The 15,196-nt window shown below is 67.1% G+C and carries 12 protein-coding genes; 6 read left to right on the top strand and 6 right to left on the bottom strand.

What is annotated here, in order from left to right; genetic code table 11:
• The first annotated feature begins 73 nt into the window (after positions 1-73).
• Positions 74-1,420, top strand: a complete 1,347-nt coding sequence (locus VHN57_RS02835; protein ID WP_423282693.1) for a lipopolysaccharide biosynthesis protein — start codon at positions 74-76, stop codon at positions 1,418-1,420.
• Positions 1,421-1,515: 95 nt separating this feature from the next.
• Here VHN57_RS02835 and VHN57_RS02830 read toward each other — a convergent pair whose 3' ends face one another.
• The 3 genes from VHN57_RS02830 to VHN57_RS02820 all read right to left on the bottom strand — a co-directional run bounded on the left by VHN57_RS02830 (position 1,516) and on the right by VHN57_RS02820 (position 4,294).
• The gene (locus VHN57_RS02830; protein WP_278987170.1) at positions 1,516-1,872 is read right to left on the bottom strand and encodes a hypothetical protein; all 357 of its coding nucleotides are present in this window, start codon (positions 1,870-1,872) and stop codon (positions 1,516-1,518) included.
• Between the two features lie 105 nt (positions 1,873-1,977).
• Positions 1,978-2,769, bottom strand: a complete 792-nt coding sequence (locus VHN57_RS02825; protein WP_017503260.1) for a nucleotidyltransferase family protein — start codon at positions 2,767-2,769, stop codon at positions 1,978-1,980.
• Between the two features lie 40 nt (positions 2,770-2,809).
• Positions 2,810-4,294: a M23 family metallopeptidase gene (locus VHN57_RS02820; protein WP_278987175.1), complete on the bottom strand. Its 1,485-nt coding sequence runs from the start codon at positions 4,292-4,294 to the stop codon at positions 2,810-2,812.
• 285 nt (positions 4,295-4,579) lie between these two features.
• Between VHN57_RS02820 and VHN57_RS02815 the strand changes: the two genes are divergently transcribed.
• Positions 4,580-7,516 carry a helicase-related protein gene (locus VHN57_RS02815; protein WP_278987169.1) on the top strand — a complete coding sequence of 979 codons (2,937 nt, stop codon included), beginning with the start codon at positions 4,580-4,582 and terminating at the stop codon, positions 7,514-7,516.
• A gap of 19 nt (positions 7,517-7,535) precedes the next feature.
• Positions 7,536-7,820: an RNA-binding S4 domain-containing protein gene (locus VHN57_RS02810; protein WP_004211129.1), complete on the top strand. Its 285-nt coding sequence runs from the start codon at positions 7,536-7,538 to the stop codon at positions 7,818-7,820.
• A 21-nt stretch (positions 7,821-7,841) separates the two neighbouring features.
• Here VHN57_RS02810 and VHN57_RS02805 read toward each other — a convergent pair whose 3' ends face one another.
• The 3 genes from VHN57_RS02805 to purM form a co-directional block, all read right to left on the bottom strand.
• Complete coding sequence (locus VHN57_RS02805; protein WP_125985212.1) at positions 7,842-8,633, bottom strand: MipA/OmpV family protein; 792 nt, start codon at positions 8,631-8,633, stop codon at positions 7,842-7,844.
• Positions 8,634-8,834: 201 nt separating this feature from the next.
• Positions 8,835-9,785: a phosphoribosylglycinamide formyltransferase gene (gene purN, locus VHN57_RS02800; RefSeq protein ID WP_278987165.1), complete on the bottom strand. Its 951-nt coding sequence runs from the start codon at positions 9,783-9,785 to the stop codon at positions 8,835-8,837.
• 25 nt (positions 9,786-9,810) lie between these two features.
• Positions 9,811-10,905, bottom strand: coding sequence for a phosphoribosylformylglycinamidine cyclo-ligase (gene purM, locus VHN57_RS02795; protein ID WP_423282686.1), 1,095 nt, complete (start codon positions 10,903-10,905; stop codon positions 9,811-9,813).
• 219 nt (positions 10,906-11,124) lie between these two features.
• On the opposite strand from purM, the gene VHN57_RS02790 reads away from it, so the two are divergent.
• From VHN57_RS02790 to VHN57_RS02780, 3 genes are read left to right on the top strand one after another with little or no spacing between them, the layout of a single operon-like run.
• Positions 11,125-12,420: a heavy-metal-associated domain-containing protein gene (locus VHN57_RS02790; RefSeq protein WP_313230386.1), complete on the top strand. Its 1,296-nt coding sequence runs from the start codon at positions 11,125-11,127 to the stop codon at positions 12,418-12,420.
• Positions 12,417-13,049 (top strand): HdaA/DnaA family protein, encoded by a 633-nt coding sequence (locus VHN57_RS02785; RefSeq protein ID WP_004211120.1) that lies wholly within the window; start codon positions 12,417-12,419, stop codon positions 13,047-13,049. The genes VHN57_RS02790 and VHN57_RS02785 overlap by 4 nt, the downstream gene beginning before the upstream one ends.
• Before the next feature lie 3 nt (positions 13,050-13,052).
• Entirely contained in the window at positions 13,053-15,191 is a 2,139-nt protein-coding gene (locus VHN57_RS02780) for an RNA degradosome polyphosphate kinase (RefSeq protein WP_278985786.1), read from the top strand.
• The last annotated feature ends 5 nt before the right edge of the window (positions 15,192-15,196 follow it).

The following is a 15,196-nucleotide window of genomic DNA, read 5'->3' as shown; positions in this document are numbered from 1 at the left end:
CAATGCGCCGCCCTTCCCTAGATAGACGCCCGCCAGCAACAAACGGCGTGTCACGCGAAAGGCTCCTGTTCCGGTGAAGTTGAAGCGCGCAAAGGGTAGCAGCGCACAGGATGGCTTTGCCCGTATCCTGGCCAATACCGGCTGGTTGCTGGGCGGCAAGGGCGTGGGCGCGGTGCTGAGCCTTGCCTATCTCGCCATCGTCACGCGCACGCTGGGCGTCGCCGATTTCGGCCGCTTCGCGCTGGTGCTGAGCGCCGCCAACGTCATCAAGACGTTGGTGTCGTTCGACAGCTGGCAGATCGTCGTGCGCTATGGCCAGCCGCATCTGGCGGACGGCAACGGCAATGCGCTCAACCGGGTGCTGCGCTTCTGCATCCTGATCGATCTCGCCTCGGCCGTAGCTGGCGGCCTGATCGCCGCGATCATCATCCTCGCCTTCGGCAACCAGCTGCAACTGGGGCCGGGCATGGGGCTTCAGGCCTGGCTGTTCTGCATGGTGATGATGATCACCATCCGCTCCTCCCCCACCGGCATATTGCGCCTGTTCGACCGGTTCGATTCGGCCGCCGTCGCCGAAACCATGATCCCGGTCGGACGGATGATCGGCGCGGGCCTGGCCCTGGCCCTGATGCCCGGCATCACCGGCTTCCTGATCGCTTGGGGCGCCGCCGAACTGCTGTGCGCGGCGGCCTATTGGTATCTCGCCCTGCGCGAAGGCAAGGGTCGGCTCGGCAGCTGGACCGCCGGCCGGGCGCTCGATGCACGCCAGGAAAATCCCGGCATCGTCGGCTTCCTGGCCGCCACCAACCTGCAGACCAGCCTGTCCGCCATGGGACAGCAGGTCGCGGTTCTGGTCGTCGGCCTGTTCGTCGGGCCGGTGGGCGCGGGCCTCTATCGTCTCGCCAACCAGCTCGCCCAGTCGCTGACCAAGATTTCCAGCCTGCTCTCGCGCAGCATCTTCGTAGAATTGTCGCGCACCCAGTCCAGCCATGGCGTGGATGCGCTGCGGTCCCTGTTCCGCCGCACCAACCGGCTGGCGCTGATCGCCGGCGCCATCATCATCGCGCTGATCCTGACCATCGGCCATCCGCTGCTGGGCCTGATCGCGGGCAAGGAATTCCTGCCCGCCTATCCGCTGCTCATGCTGCTGGGCGTATCGGCCTGTATCGACCTGGTCGGCGTCAGCTATCGCCCGCTGCTGATGGCGACCGACCGTGCCGGCCTGTCGCTGCGCATCACCTTTGCCTCCACCCTGCTGCTGTTGGGGATGCAGGCGGTGCTGCTGCCGATGAACGGCACGATCGGCGCGGCGATCGCCAATATCGTCGCCTCGATCGCCGGCTTCCTGATGATGGGACTTGCCACCCGCCATGCGCTAGCGCTGCGTGATACGCTGCCGCCGAAGCCCGACGCGAACTGAGCGACACCAGCGCGCCATCCCTGGATCGAGGGGGGAGAGGAACGACGCGCTGGTGCCGCGCCCGGTTCAGCCTGATGAGACCGGGCTAGAGAAATTCAATAATATTTGAAGGCGGTTACCACCCCATTCTGGGTGCTGCACTTGAACGTCTTCTTGACCGTCTTCTGCTTGCCGTCCTTGTCGATCACGACATTGACCAGCGCGCGCACGGCGCCGCGGCTGTCGCTTTTCTTGTCGGTATCCTCGACCTCGCGCAGGGTGACGTCGATCACGCCCTTCTTCGCGCCCTGGGCCTTGGCTTCGTTCAGGCAGGCCGCGACCGATACGTCGCGGGAATCGCCGCTGACCGGGGTGACCGGCGTCGGCGCCGGCGGCGCTGCTTCGGGCGCTGTCTGTGCCATCAGGACGAGGGTGGCGGGCAACAATGCCGCCAGGGGCAGAATCTTGCGCATGCGGGTGCTCCCTTCATCGGGCCCATCTGCCGGGTCCGATTGTTTCTAGCATGCAGCCACAGCGCGCGGCATCGGGAATAACCCGATAGGGAAACGCCCCGCCCCTTAGCGCGCGAGGATGGATTCGATCAGCACGATGTCGTCGGGCTTGTCGGCGTCGATGCAGGCTTCCGCCTGATCCATCGCCACCAGCCGCGCGGTCAGGCCGAAACGCCGCCCCACCCGCGCGATGCCGCCGCGCAGGGTCAGGATGCGCAGCAGCGCGCCGACCAGCGCAAGCGGGCCAAAGGCGGACAGGATCTTCCACCCCTTCTTCCGGTCCTGCTCGACATCCTGCCACAGCGCGATCACCGGGCGCGCTTTGGCGCTGCCGAACCAGAAGATGTTCGCGCCCGACCACCAGCCGTCGCGGAACTTGAGCCAGGTGCGGCGCGACTGCGGATAATGGGCCAGCAGGGTCGCCTTCTCGACCATGGCGACGGCGATGTCGGCGCCCGTCGCCTCCGCCACGAACTGGTCCAGCATCGCCGCGTCGAGCAGCACATGGTCCGCCGTCGTCATCAGCAGCGGGAAAGGCAGGTCCGCCTTCTCCATCAGTTCCAGCAGCGAGGAGGCGATGCCCTTGCCGCCGCGCTCGAACCGCACGCGCGGATCGCTGGCTAGCCAGGCGGTGGCCGGATCATCGGCGAAATATTCGGGATTCTGCGTCAGCACCACCAGCTGGCCGATCGCCGGATGGGCGAGCAAGGCGCGCGCCGGGCGGTTGATCATCGGCTCGCCTGCGACCGGCACCAGCGGCTTGACCGGCACGCCGGCAGCGGTGGCGAGCGGATCGGCGATCGGCCGCGCCCCTGCCAGCAGGATCGCGGTGATGGTGGCGGGATGGGAGGATGTCATGCCCGCTCGTTAGCCGAGCGAGCCACCGCCGCAAAGCCGCTTATTTCCCCGCAGCGGCCGGTGCGCCCGCGGTCGGCGCGGCCGCCGCCACCTCATGCGTGCCGACCTTCAGCCCCTTGAGCTGGGCCAGACGCGCGCGGAACGCGGCCAGATTGCTGCCGGTCAGCTGCGCCGTGGTGGTGAACTTCACCGACAGCGGATTGACCACCTGCCCATTGCGATACAGCTCATAATGAAGATGCGGACCGGTCGACAGGCCGCTGGAACCGACATAGCCGATCACCTGGCCGCGCCGCACCCGCTGGCCCGACACCGCCGCGATCCGGCTCATATGGGCATAGCCGGTGGCCAGACCCCCGCCATGGGAAACACGGACATAATTGCCATGACCGCCATGGCGGCCGGCAAAGGCGACTACGCCGTCGGTCACGGCATAGATGGGCGATCCATAGCGCGCGCCGAAATCGATGCCGGCATGCATGCGGGTATAACCCAGGATCGGATGGCGGCGCATGCCGAAGCCCGATGTCATGCGGGCGCCGTCGACCGGCGCGCCCAGCACGCCGCGCTTTTCGCCCACGCCCGATGCCTCGAACCATTCGGTGCGGCCCTCGCTGGTCCATTTCAGCATGTCGACCGCCTTGCCCCGCGCCCGGCGGAAACCGGCATAGAGCAGCTCGCCCACCTCGACATCGCCGGTTTCGGCGCGATGATATTCGGTGATGATGTCATAGCGGTCGCCTGCGCCGATCGATCCCAGATCGACCTGCTTGGCAATCACCCGCAGGAAGGCCTGCACCGCCTTGGGCGGTGCGCCGGCGGCGCGGGCCGAACGATAGATGCTGTCGCCGACCACGCCCTGGATGCGCAGCGGGGTATTGTCGACGCGAATGGGCACGCGCGTCACCTGCAGCACGCCGCCGACCCGGTTGAGTTCGACCGCCAGGTCGAGCCGCGCGCGGAAATTGAGCTTGTCGAGCGGCCGGGGCGAGGTGCGGCTGGCACGCCGGCCCAGGATGATGTCGAGCCGGGTGCCCGGCTTCACCCCCGCGCCGATATCCCCGCCGACCATGCTGGTCACGGTCGCGACATCGCCGCTGCTGACCCCGGCACGCGACAAGGCGCGAGCCAGCGTGTCGCTGCTGCCGATCTGGGCATTGAGTTCGATCTGCGGCCGTTCGGGCGTTTCCTTGAGCGGCTGCACCGCATCGGTCGCGCCCATCCGCCGACCGCTGTCCGCGCCCATCGCCAGCGGCGTGATCATCTGGCTGCGCACCTCGTCATATTGCGCTGGCGCCAGCAGGGGTTCGGGCGCGCCGGGCACCGGCTGGAAACCGGGCGAGAGATAGAGGGCGGTGGCGCACAGGCCAAAACAGGTGGCAAGGCCGCGGAACCAGGTAAGGCTGCCGACATTCTGGCCCAGGTCCGGGACGAGGTTGACGTCGTCTGCCCAGTCGCGCAGGCGCGTGCGCCAGTCGCGTGGCGCCGCCGGTCGCTGCAGGCTGTCCGCCAGCCATAGCGACATGGACGCGCCACCCTGCTGAAAACCCGACTGATTATCCTGGAACAAAAGCCGCAACCCCCGGGGTGCTTTTTATCGCATCGCCAACGCAATGGTCCCCGCGCCATGCGTCGGACCGCACCCTTGTGAACGCGCAGGGTTAAAGTCAATTTAAGACGCCGCCATGACCCGCGCCGCTGCGACGAAACGTGCCCATCGCCGGGCAGAGTCCCGTTAACCAACGGAACATCGGCCCGATCGCGCAAAGTCCTTGCCCTGCCCGCCATCCTGCACGACATAGGCCCCATCATGGCCCAGTTCGCCCGTTCGCCCGTCACCGCTGTGCTGGGCCCCACCAACACCGGCAAGACCCATCTCGCCGTCGAGCGCATGTGCGGCCATTCGAGCGGCATGATGGGCTTTCCGCTGCGCCTGCTGGCGCGCGAAGTCTATGACCGCGTCGTCGCGATCAAGGGCGCGCAGCAGGTTGCGCTGATCACCGGCGAGGAAAAGATCGTGCCGCCGGGTGCGCGCTATTTCCTCTGCACGGCCGAATCCATGCCCATTAGTGGCGGGCGCGAAGCCGCCGCAATGACCGGCGGCCTCAGCGATTTCGCCTTTGTCGCGCTGGACGAGGCGCAACTGGGCGCCGATCCCGAGCGCGGCCATATCTTCACCGACCGCATCCTGCGCGCGCGCGGCCGGGAAGAAACGATGATCCTGGGCTCCGCCAGCATCGCGAAGACGGTGAAAAGCCTCGTCCCCGAAGTCGAGATCATCGGCCGGCCGCGCTTCTCCACCCTCTCCTATGCCGGCGCCAAGAAGCTGTCGCGCCTGCCGCGCCGCTCGGCGATCGTCGCCTTCTCGGCCGAGGAAGTCTATGCCGTGGCGGAAATGCTGCGCCGCTTCCGCGGCGGTGCGGCGGTGGTGATGGGCGCCCTGTCGCCCCGCACCCGCAACGCCCAGGTGCAGATGTTCCTGAACGGCGACGTCGATTATCTGGTCGCCACCGACGCGATCGGCATGGGCCTCAATCTCGACGTCGCCCATGTCGCCTTCGCCTCGCTGCGCAAGTTCGACGGTCGCCGTTCGCGCCGGCTGACGGTCGCCGAAATGGCCCAGATCGCCGGCCGCGCCGGACGCCATCACAAGGACGGCACCTTCGGCAGCCTGGGGTCGGAGGATGGCGACGCCGCCTTCACGCCGGAAGAGATCGAGGCGATCGAGGCGCATCGCTTCCCTTCCGTCGACCAGCTTTTCTGGCGCGACGGCGTGCCGCGCACCGACAGCATCGACCATCTCATCATCGATCTGGAGGCGCGGCCCGACCGCCCGGAACTGCGCGCGGCGCCGCAGGCGGTCGACCTGGCCGTGCTGCGCCGCATGGCCGAAGATCCCGAGGTCCAGGCCCGTGTCCGCTCCAAGCGCGATGTCGAACGGCTCTGGGCCGCCTGTGGCCTGCCCGATTTCCAGAAGCTGGGCGCGGAACATCATGCCCGCACCGTGGCGCGTATCTGGCGCTTCATCGCCGGCAATGGATCAGGCTTTGGCGGCCATATCCCGCGCGACTGGTTCGCCCAGCAGATCGCCCGCCTCGATTCGGTCCAGGGCGATATCGACACCTTGTCGGGCCGGATCGCCGCCGCGCGCACCTGGTCCTATATCGCCCATCGTCCCGACTGGCTGGCCAATCCGGTAGAGATGGCGGAACGCACGCGCATGCTGGAAGAAAAGCTGTCAGATGCGCTGCATGCGGCCCTGACGCAGCGTTTCGTGGACCGACGCACCTCTGTTCTGCTAAGGGACATCGGACAGAATGCGAGCAATCTGCCGGTCACGGTCGACCCGGATGGGACGGTCTGCGTCGATGGCGAGACGATCGGGCGACTTGACGGATTTCGTTTCTCAGTCGATCCCGCTACGCGACTCCAGGACAGAAAGCTGTTGCTGGCGGCGGCGGAAAGGCGCCTTGGAAAGGTATTACGAGTGAAGGCTGACGAATTGATGAGCGCTGCGGATACGGATTTCGCGCTCATGGACGATGCGGGACAGACGCCGGGCATCACCTGGCAGGGCACCCCGGTCGCAACGCTGATGGCGGGCGCAGGCCTGCTCGCGCCCGAAATCCGGCTCGATCGCGCGCTCGCCGCGCTGGGCCCGGATGTCCAGAAGCAGGTGACCACCCGTCTGGCGACCTGGTTCGAGGCGCAGAAGCAGAAGCATCTGCTGCCGCTGGTCAAGATGAGCGAAAGCGCTGCCGATCCGGCCGTGCCCGCCGTCGTCCGCGCGGTCTTCGCCCAGCTGGCCGATGCCGGCGGCGTCGCGCCGCGACTCGACCTTGATTCGGCGCTCGGCCATCTCGACAAGGATCAGCGCCATCTGCTGCGCCGCGCCGGCATCGATATCGGCGTGCTCGACCTCTATCACCCCGGCCTGTTGAAGCCGGGCGCGGCGCGCTGGCGCGCGGCGCTGCAGGCGGCGCGCATCGGCAAGCCCTGCCTGCCGCTGCCCCAGCCGGGCCTGACCCTGATCCCGACCGGCGACAAGCCGCAGGAAATGGGCGCCCGCATCGCCGGCTTCCGCAGCTTCGGTCCGCAGATGCTGCGCATCGACATGGCCGAGCGCATGGCCCGCACCGCGCATGAAACGATCGCGAAGAACGAGCCGTTCAGCGCGCTCAGCCCGCAGATCGTGTCGCTGGGCCTGAGCGAAGAAGCCTTCCTGCAGCTGATGCGCGCCGCCGGCTTCCGCCCGATCGATCCGGTGCCGACCCCGGCGCCCGTCGCCGAGACACCGGCCGAAGCCGCACCCGCCGTGGAAGGCACGGACGTGGCCGAAGCGACCGACGCTGCGCCTGAAGCAACGGCGGAAGCCGTCGCCGAGGCTCCCGTCGAAGCGCCGGCCGAAGCGGCAACCGAAACCCCGGCCGAAGCGCCCGTCGCCGCCACCGGCGCCAACTGGGTGTTCAAGGGCCGGCAGAAGGGCCGCCCGCAGGGCGATCGTGGCCCGCGCGGCCCCCGCCGCGACCAGCAGCAGCGCCCCGAAGGCAAATTTGCCGGCAAGGGCGACACTCGCGGTGAAGGTCGTGGCGACAACCGTGGCGGCAAGGGCGGCGATCGCGGCCCGCGCAAGGGTGGCGACCGCGACGATAATCGCGCGCCGCGCGCTACCCCCGCCAGCCACAAGGCCGCGACCAGCAACCATGCCTTTGCCGGCCTGGCCGAACTGCTGGGGCGCAATGGCTGACCCCAAGGGGGCCATGACAATGCCAGGGACGGGCGTCGGCCCGTCCCTGCGCATCGACAAATATCTGTGGTTCGCGCGCCTGTCGAAAAGCCGATCGACCGCGCAGAAGCTGGCCGAGGACGGCCATATTCGCCTCAACGGCCGGCGCATCGACCGGTCCCATGCGCCGGTGCGCGCCGGCGACCTCATCACCTTTCCCCACGCCGCCGGCGTCCGCGTCGTCCGCGTGATCCAGTTGCCCAGCCGACGCGGCCCCGCGCCCGAGGCGCAGGCCTGCTATGAGGAATTGACGGTCGGCAGCTGAACTTGCCGCCGATCGCCTGGTTCAGAACCGGTAGGCGAGCGCCAGAAAGCCGTTCGGCCGCGTCGCATGCTCGACCAGCGGGCTGTCCTTCACCCGGCCCAGCAGGCTGGTCGCCCCGACCGATCCGGTCACGCTCCAGCGGCTGTCGAGCCGATAGACGATGTTGAGCAGCGCCGAGACATCCTTGAACCCTGCCTTGCCGCGATATTGCGCCAGTCCGGACGCTGCCGCCTCCCGCGCATTCACCCCGAAATAGCCATCCATATGCTTGCCGTCGGCAAAGCTGGTGGCGATCGAGGGGGTGATGATGACCTTCGGATTGAGGATGACAGGATAGGAGAGGCTGGCGTCAGCAATGAAGCCGCCGGTGCTGCCGGTAATGCCCTGCGTCGCACCCAGCGTCGCCACCACGCCGCCGCCGGTCAGATTGGCGAACACGCGGCCACCCACGCCCCAGGACAACCGATCGACGCCCGTGGGCACGTCGCGCCGCCGATAGCCGGGCATCGGCGTGACACCCGCACCGATGGTCAGCGCCCGGTCATCGACCAGATTGAGCCCCACGCCATTGCGGAAATTGGCGAAGAAGCGCCCCTCGACAATGTCGATCGCGGGCAGCGGCAGCACGCGATAATCGTCGGCGCCCTGATAGACCGGCGTCACCGCCGCACCCAGACCGATGACGATCCGGTCCTTGCTCGGCTGCCCCACCGACTGGCGCGAACTGCTGAGATCCTGCGCCTTGACTGCCACCTGCGCGGCTGCGCCCATGGCGAGGAGCGTCATGCTCCATCGGGCTATCGTCGATTTCATTATGCAAATCCCTGTCGAAACGGCCGTCCGAAGATCGACCAGCCCCCATGCCGGCGCACGGGCATCCATGGCCCGACACAGTAATTTCCCGTCAATATACTGTAAATACAGCACAATGTTTCCGGACAATGTCCGGCATCGGCCCGACGCAGGAAGGTCACAACTCATCCTGCATATTTGTTCGGCCCATCGAGCAGATGGTCAGAACTGGTCGGCGATATCCATCAGGCCCAGCAGCTTCTTCGGCGCAATCTGGCGCCAGCTGGCGTGGAGCCGCTCGCCGATATGGTCCCAGTCGGTATCGCCCAGGTCGAGGCGGATGCCGACCCAGTCATTGCCGAAATAGGCGGGGCGATAATAGCGATCCGGGTCGGCTTCGATCAGGGTCGCCTGCTCCTCCGGCGCGGTGGTCTTCACCAGCACGGCGATGATGCCGTCGCCATGATGGTCGCGCGTGAAATAGGCGAATTTCTTGCCCTTGACGATGCCGAAGCAGGGCATGCCATGCGACACGATCTCGTCCGCCTGCGGCAGCGCCAGCGCGGCCTCGCGCACCTTGTTCAGCAGCCAGTCGGGCTGACGCTCGCGGGTGACGAAATCAGCGAGGGTGCGCGAATAGAGCTGATGCTCGGCGATCAGGATGCGCCCGGCCAGACTGTCGGCCGTGTCGCCGGGCAGGATTGCGACCGGGGTCTGGCCCAGCACCGGGCCGTCGTCCAGTTCGGCGGTGACGATATGGACCGAACAGCCGGCATGGCTGTCGCCCGCATCGATCGCGCGCTGATGGGTGTCGAGGCCCTTGTACTTGGGCAGCAGGCTGGGATGGATATTGAGCATCCGGTCTTCCCAGCCGGACACGAATTCGGGCGACAGAAGCCGCATATAGCCGGCCAGCGCGACATATTGGACGCCCGCGGCACGCAGCTGCGCGTCGATGACCGCGTCGAACTCCGCGCGCTTTAGCCCCTTGTGGCTCTGGCCGAAGGTGGCGATGCCCTCGGCCGCGGCAAGCGCCAGGCCGGGGGCTTCCGGATCATTGGCGGCGACCAGCACGATCTCGAACGGGCAGTCCTGCGCCTTGGCCGCATAGAGCAGGGCCGCCATGTTCGAACCACGGCCGGAAATCAGGACGCCGATCTTTGCCTTGGTCATTATCCCACTCCGGTCGTGGTGCTTGTCAGCCCAGATGCGTGGCCGACCAGTCGGCCTTTGCGCTCCAGGTTTCGGCGCTGCCCTTGACGGTGCAGCCCTTGTCGCCTTCGCCGACGGTGCCGACAAGGAACACGGTTTCGCCGGCATCCTCCAGCGCCTGGGTGACGCCGGCGACATGCGCCTCGTCCACCGCCAGGATCATGCCGATGCCGCAGTTGAAGGTGCGCGCCATCTCTTCCGGCTCGATATTGCCCTGGGCCTGGAGGAAGGCCATCAGGCGCGGCTGTTCCCAGGCGTCGGCATCCACCGTGGCGTGGGTGCCTTCGGGCAGGACGCGCGGGATATTTTCCAGCAGGCCGCCGCCGGTGATATGGGCAAGCGCATTGATCATGCCGGCGCGGACCAGCGGCAGCAGGCTCTTCACGTAGATCTTCGTTGGCGCCATCAGCGCGTCGATCAGCAGCACTTCATTGTCGAAGATTGCCGGACGGTCGAGCTTCCAGCCCTTGTCGGCGGCGAGGCGGCGGACCAGCGAGAAGCCGTTGGAGTGGACGCCCGAGGAGGCGAGGCCGATGAGGACGTCGCCGGCCTTCACCTTGTTGCCGGTCAACGCCTTGGAGCGCTCCACCGCGCCGACGCAGAAGCCGGCGAGGTCATAGTCGCCATCGGCATACATGCCGGGCATTTCGGCGGTTTCGCCACCGATCAGGGCGCAGCCGGCCTGGCGGCAGCCCTCGGCGATGCCGGCGATGACGCGTTCGGCGACGCCCGACTCCAGCTTGCCGGTGGCATAATAGTCGAGGAAGAAGAGCGGCTCGGCGCCCTGCACGATCAGGTCATTGGCGCACATGGCAACGAGGTCGATGCCCACGCCGTCATGGCGGTCATGGTCGATCGCCAGCTTCAGCTTGGTGCCGACGCCATCATTGGCCGCGACCAGCAACGGGTCGTCATAGCCCGCCGCCTTCAGGTCGAAAAAGCCGCCGAAACCGCCCAGTTCGGCGTCCGCGCCGGGGCGTCGGGTGGCCTTGGCCAGGGGGGCGATGGCACGGACAAGGGCATTGCCCGCGGCGATGTCGACGCCAGCCTTGGCGTAGCTGTAGGATTCGTTGTCGCTCATGAGGCTGCGCTCTACGTTCGAAACGGTCCGATGTCGAGTTTTGCGCGGCCATTGTCTCCATATCCCGTTCGCCCTGAGCGAAGTCGAAGGGCATCGCCGAGCGGAGCGAGGCGCCTTCGCTTCGCTCAGGTGAAGGCTTCGACTTCGCTCAGCCCGAACGGGGAAGGCCGTGCAGGTTCGCGCTTGGCATGCGGGGCAAATCTCGCCAAAAGGACGCCCGTGATCCTTGCCAAGACTCTTCCCAAGACCCTGCGGCGCCTGTCGTTTCCGCCAGCGCTTGCTCTCCACGCCCTTTCCCGCCCGGCGCAGATCGTCGGCGCGGTGGGAATCGGCCTGGTCGGCGCGGCGCTGTTCGCCCAGATGGAGGGCGAACGCGGCGTCCCGCCGATCGCCAGCGGCGGCGATTATGAGGTGCGCGGCGTGAAGGTCGACGTCCAGGCCGGCAGCGCCGATGCGGCCCGCTATGCCGGCTGGCGGCTGGCCCAGCGCCAGGCCTGGAAGATGCTGTGGACCCGCACCCATGGCGGAACGGGCGTGCCCAGCCTGTCCGATTCGCAGCTGGAAGCCATGATCTCGGGCATCGAGGTCGAATATGAACAGGCCGGCCCCGGTCGCTATGTCGCGACGCTCGGCATCTTGTTCGACCGTGCGCGCACCGGCCAGTTGCTGGGCGTTTCCGGCAATGTGATGCGCTCGCCGCCGCTGCTGGTGATCCCGGTCATGTGGGATGGCGGCTCGGCCGTATCCTATGAACGGGTCAATGAATGGCAGAAGGCCTGGGCGCGATATCGCACGGGGGACAGCGCGATCGACTATGTCCGCGTCGCGGGCTCGGTCGCCGACCCGGTATTGCTCAACGCCGGCCAGACCGGGCGGCGCGGCCGCCTGTGGTGGCGCGTGCTGCTCGATCAATATGGCGCGGCCGACGTGGTGATCCCGATGGTGCGGCTCGACCGGCAATGGCCCGGCGGCCCGGTGACGGCCAATTTCACCGCCCGCTACGGCCCCGACAACAGCCTGATCGGCAGCTTCGCGCTGCGTGCCTCGAACGACAGCGGCATCCCGCAGATGCTGGACGAAGGCGCGCGCCGGATCGACGAGCTTTATATCCGCGCGCTCAACGACGGCCGCCTGCGGCCCGATCCGTCGCTGATCATCGAGGAACCCGTCGACCCCAGCGCGCTGGCGATCGAGAATGCGACCGAGGCGCCGATCGAGGCGGTCGACATGCCGCTGCCGACGGCCGGCGCCAGCGTCGCCAGCTTCGCGATCCAGTTCGACACGCCCGACGTCGGATCGGTCACCGCCGGCGAATCGGCCTTGCGCAGCATTCCGGGCGTCCGCTCGGCCGCGACCAGCAGCCTGGCGCTGGGTGGCACGTCGGTGATGCAGGTCAGTTTCGAAGGGAGCGCCGACGCGCTGCGCACCGGATTGCAGGCCCGCGGCTACAGCGTGGCGGTATCGGGCAACACCATGCGCATCTCGCGCCGGCAGGCGCCCGCAGGACAGCCATGAGCCAGATCAGCCTGCCCTTCGAATGGCAGGGCCAGGGCGAGGAGTTTCTGGTGAGCGAGGCCAATCAACTGGCCGTTGCCCATCTGGAACGCTGGCGCGACTGGCCTGTGTCCGTGACCGTGCTGACCGGCCCGCCCTTGTCGGGCCGTTCGGCGCTGGGCCGCCAGTTCGTCGCGATGAGCGGCGGCAGCGTGATCGACGATGCCGAGGGGCAGGACGAGCATATGCTGTTCCATGCCTGGAACGAGGCGCAGACCGAGCATCGCCCGCTGCTGATGATCGGCCGCACCTCGCCACTGCGCTGGACGGTGGCGCTGCCCGACCTGCGATCGCGGCTGGCCGGATCGCCCCATGTCGCGATCGAGGAACCGGACGAGGCGCTGGCGCTGGCGCTGATCGAGCGGCGGCTGGGCGCGTCGGGCGCCAGCTTCGCGCCGGACCTTGCCCCCTGGCTGCTCCGGCGGATCGAGCGCAGCTATGGCGCGATTGCGGCGGTGACGGCGCTGCTGGATGAGGCATCGCTGTCATCTGGACGTAAGATTTCGGTCGCACTGGCGAAAGAGGCCCTGCAATCTGCAGGAATCTTGCCTATAGTCCCGCCCGATCCCACCAACGACCAGCGCGAGTAATCCGTGGCCGAAGCCGATCCCATCGCCAGCCTTTCGCCCGCGGGCGAGCGCTATTTCAACCGCGAGCTTTCCTGGCTGGCCTTCAACCAGCGGGTGCTGGAAGAGGCGATGAACCGGGCCCACCCACTACTCGAACGGCTCCGCTTCCTGTCGATTTCGGGCGCCAATCTCGACGAATTCTTCTCCGTTCGCGTTGCCGGGCTCAAAGGGCAGCAATTGCAGGATGTCGATCTGCGGTCGGCCGATGGCCTGACGCCGGCGCAGCAGCTCGGCGCGATCACCGAAACTACGGCCAGCCTGATGCGCGCCCAGCAGAAGGTCTGGGGCGCGCTGCATGGCGAGCTGGTGCAGGTCGGGATCGAGGTGATCGGTCCGTCCGCAGAAATGGATGTCGGCTGCGCCCAATGGCTGCGCGAGCATTTCCTGACCCAGATCTTCCCGATCCTGACGCCCCAGGCGCTGGACCCGGCACATCCCTTCCCCTTCATCCCCAATCAGGGGCTGTCGATCGTCTTCGATCTGGAGCGTCTGTCGGACAAGCAACCGATCCGCGAACTGGTGATGATCCCCTCCTCGCTCGCCCGCTTCGTGCGCATTCCGGGCGAACCGATGCGCTACATGGCGCTGGAGGCAGTGATCCGCCGCTTCTCGGCCGATCTCTTCCCCGGCTATCGCGTCCGCAACAGCGGCGTGTTCCGCATCATCCGCGACAGCGACATCGAGATCGAGGAAGAGGCGGAGGATCTGGTCCGCTATTTCCGCAGCGCCATCAAGCGCCGCCGCCGCGGCCGCGTGATCCGCATGGAGATAGAGGAACGCATCCCCGAACCGGTCGAGGAAATGCTCCAGGACATGCTCCAGGGCCATGAGGCGATCGTTGTCGAGGTCGAGGGCTTCATCGGCATCGGCGACCTGTCCGGCATCGTCGACGCCGACCGGCCGGACCTCAAGTTCGAGCCCTATGCGCCGCGCTTCCCCGAGCGCATCCGCGAATATGGCGGCGACTGTTTCGCCGCGATCCGTGCCAAGGACATCGTCGTCCATCACCCCTATGAGGCGTTCGACGTCGTCATCTCCTTCCTGAAACAGGCCGCGTCCGACCCGGACGTGGTTGCGATCAAGCAGACCCTCTATCGCGCGGGCAAGCAGTCGGCGATCATCCGCGCCCTGATCGACGCGGCCGAGGCCGGCAAGTCGGTGACCGCCGTGGTCGAGCTGAAGGCGCGCTTCGACGAGGAACAGAATCTGATGTGGGCCGACGCGCTGGAACGCGCGGGCGTGCAGGTCGTCTATGGCTTCATCGACTGGAAGACCCATGCCAAGGTGTCGATGGTGGTGCGGCGCGAGGGCGACCAGTTCCGCAGCTACTGCCATTTCGGCACCGGCAACTACCACCCCATCACCGCGCGCATCTATACCGATCTCAGCTTCTTCACGGCCGATCCGGCCTATAGCCGCGATGCCGCCGCTTTGTTCAACTACATCACCGGTTATGTCGAGCCGCAGCGGCTGGAAAAGCTGGTCATGAGCCCGCGCGACCTGCGCGACACGCTGTGCGCCTGCATCGATGCGGAGATCGACCATGTCCGCGCCGGCCGGCCCGGCACCATCTGGGCCAAGATGAACAGCCTGGTCGACCCGGCGATCATCGAGAAACTCTATGTCGCCAGCAATGCCGGGGTGCAGATCGACCTGATCGTGCGCGGCATCTGTTGCCTGCGGCCGGGCGTTCCGGGCATGTCGGAAAATATCCGGGTGAAGTCGGTCGTCGGCCGCTTCCTGGAACATAGCCGCATCACCGTCTTCGGCAATGGCAAGGCGCTGCCCAATAATGGCGCGAAGGTCTATATCAGCTCGGCCGACTGGATGCCGCGCAACTTCGACCGCCGCGTCGAATTCCTCGCGCCGGTCGAAAATCCGACCGTCCATGACCAGATTCTCGACCAGGTGATGGTCGCCAATCTGATCGACACCGAACAGAGCTGGGTGCTGGACCGCGACGGCCATTATACCCGGCTGGAGCCGGGCGACCGGCCGTTCAACCTGCACCGTTATTTCATGACCAACCCGTCGCTGTCCGGGCGTGGCGCAGCGCAGGAGCATGGCGCGGTGCCGACCCTGCGCCTGCGTGGCCGGGCCTGATCGCG

The sequence above is a fragment of the Sphingobium salicis subsp. salicis genome (genome assembly GCF_049472635.1).
GTDB classification, from domain to species: domain Bacteria; phylum Pseudomonadota; class Alphaproteobacteria; order Sphingomonadales; family Sphingomonadaceae; genus Sphingobium; species Sphingobium yanoikuyae_A.
This window is presented reverse-complemented; position numbering and strand designations above follow the sequence as displayed.

Coding starts and splice junctions, on each gene's coding strand:
- VHN57_RS02830 (WP_278987170.1), bottom strand. CDS start 1,872: ATGCGCAAGATTCTGCCCCTGGCGGCATTGTTGCCCGCCACCCTCGTC.
- VHN57_RS02825 (WP_017503260.1), bottom strand. CDS start 2,769: ATGACATCCTCCCATCCCGCCACCATCACCGCGATCCTGCTGGCAGGG.
- VHN57_RS02820 (WP_278987175.1), bottom strand. CDS start 4,294: ATGTCGCTATGGCTGGCGGACAGCCTGCAGCGACCGGCGGCGCCACGC.
- VHN57_RS02815 (WP_278987169.1), top strand. CDS start 4,580: ATGGCCCAGTTCGCCCGTTCGCCCGTCACCGCTGTGCTGGGCCCCACC.
- VHN57_RS02810 (WP_004211129.1), top strand. CDS start 7,536: ATGCCAGGGACGGGCGTCGGCCCGTCCCTGCGCATCGACAAATATCTG.
- VHN57_RS02805 (WP_125985212.1), bottom strand. CDS start 8,633: ATGAAATCGACGATAGCCCGATGGAGCATGACGCTCCTCGCCATGGGC.
- purN (WP_278987165.1), bottom strand. CDS start 9,785: ATGACCAAGGCAAAGATCGGCGTCCTGATTTCCGGCCGTGGTTCGAAC.
- purM (WP_423282686.1), bottom strand. CDS start 10,905: ATGAGCGACAACGAATCCTACAGCTACGCCAAGGCTGGCGTCGACATC.
- VHN57_RS02785 (WP_004211120.1), top strand. CDS start 12,417: ATGAGCCAGATCAGCCTGCCCTTCGAATGGCAGGGCCAGGGCGAGGAG.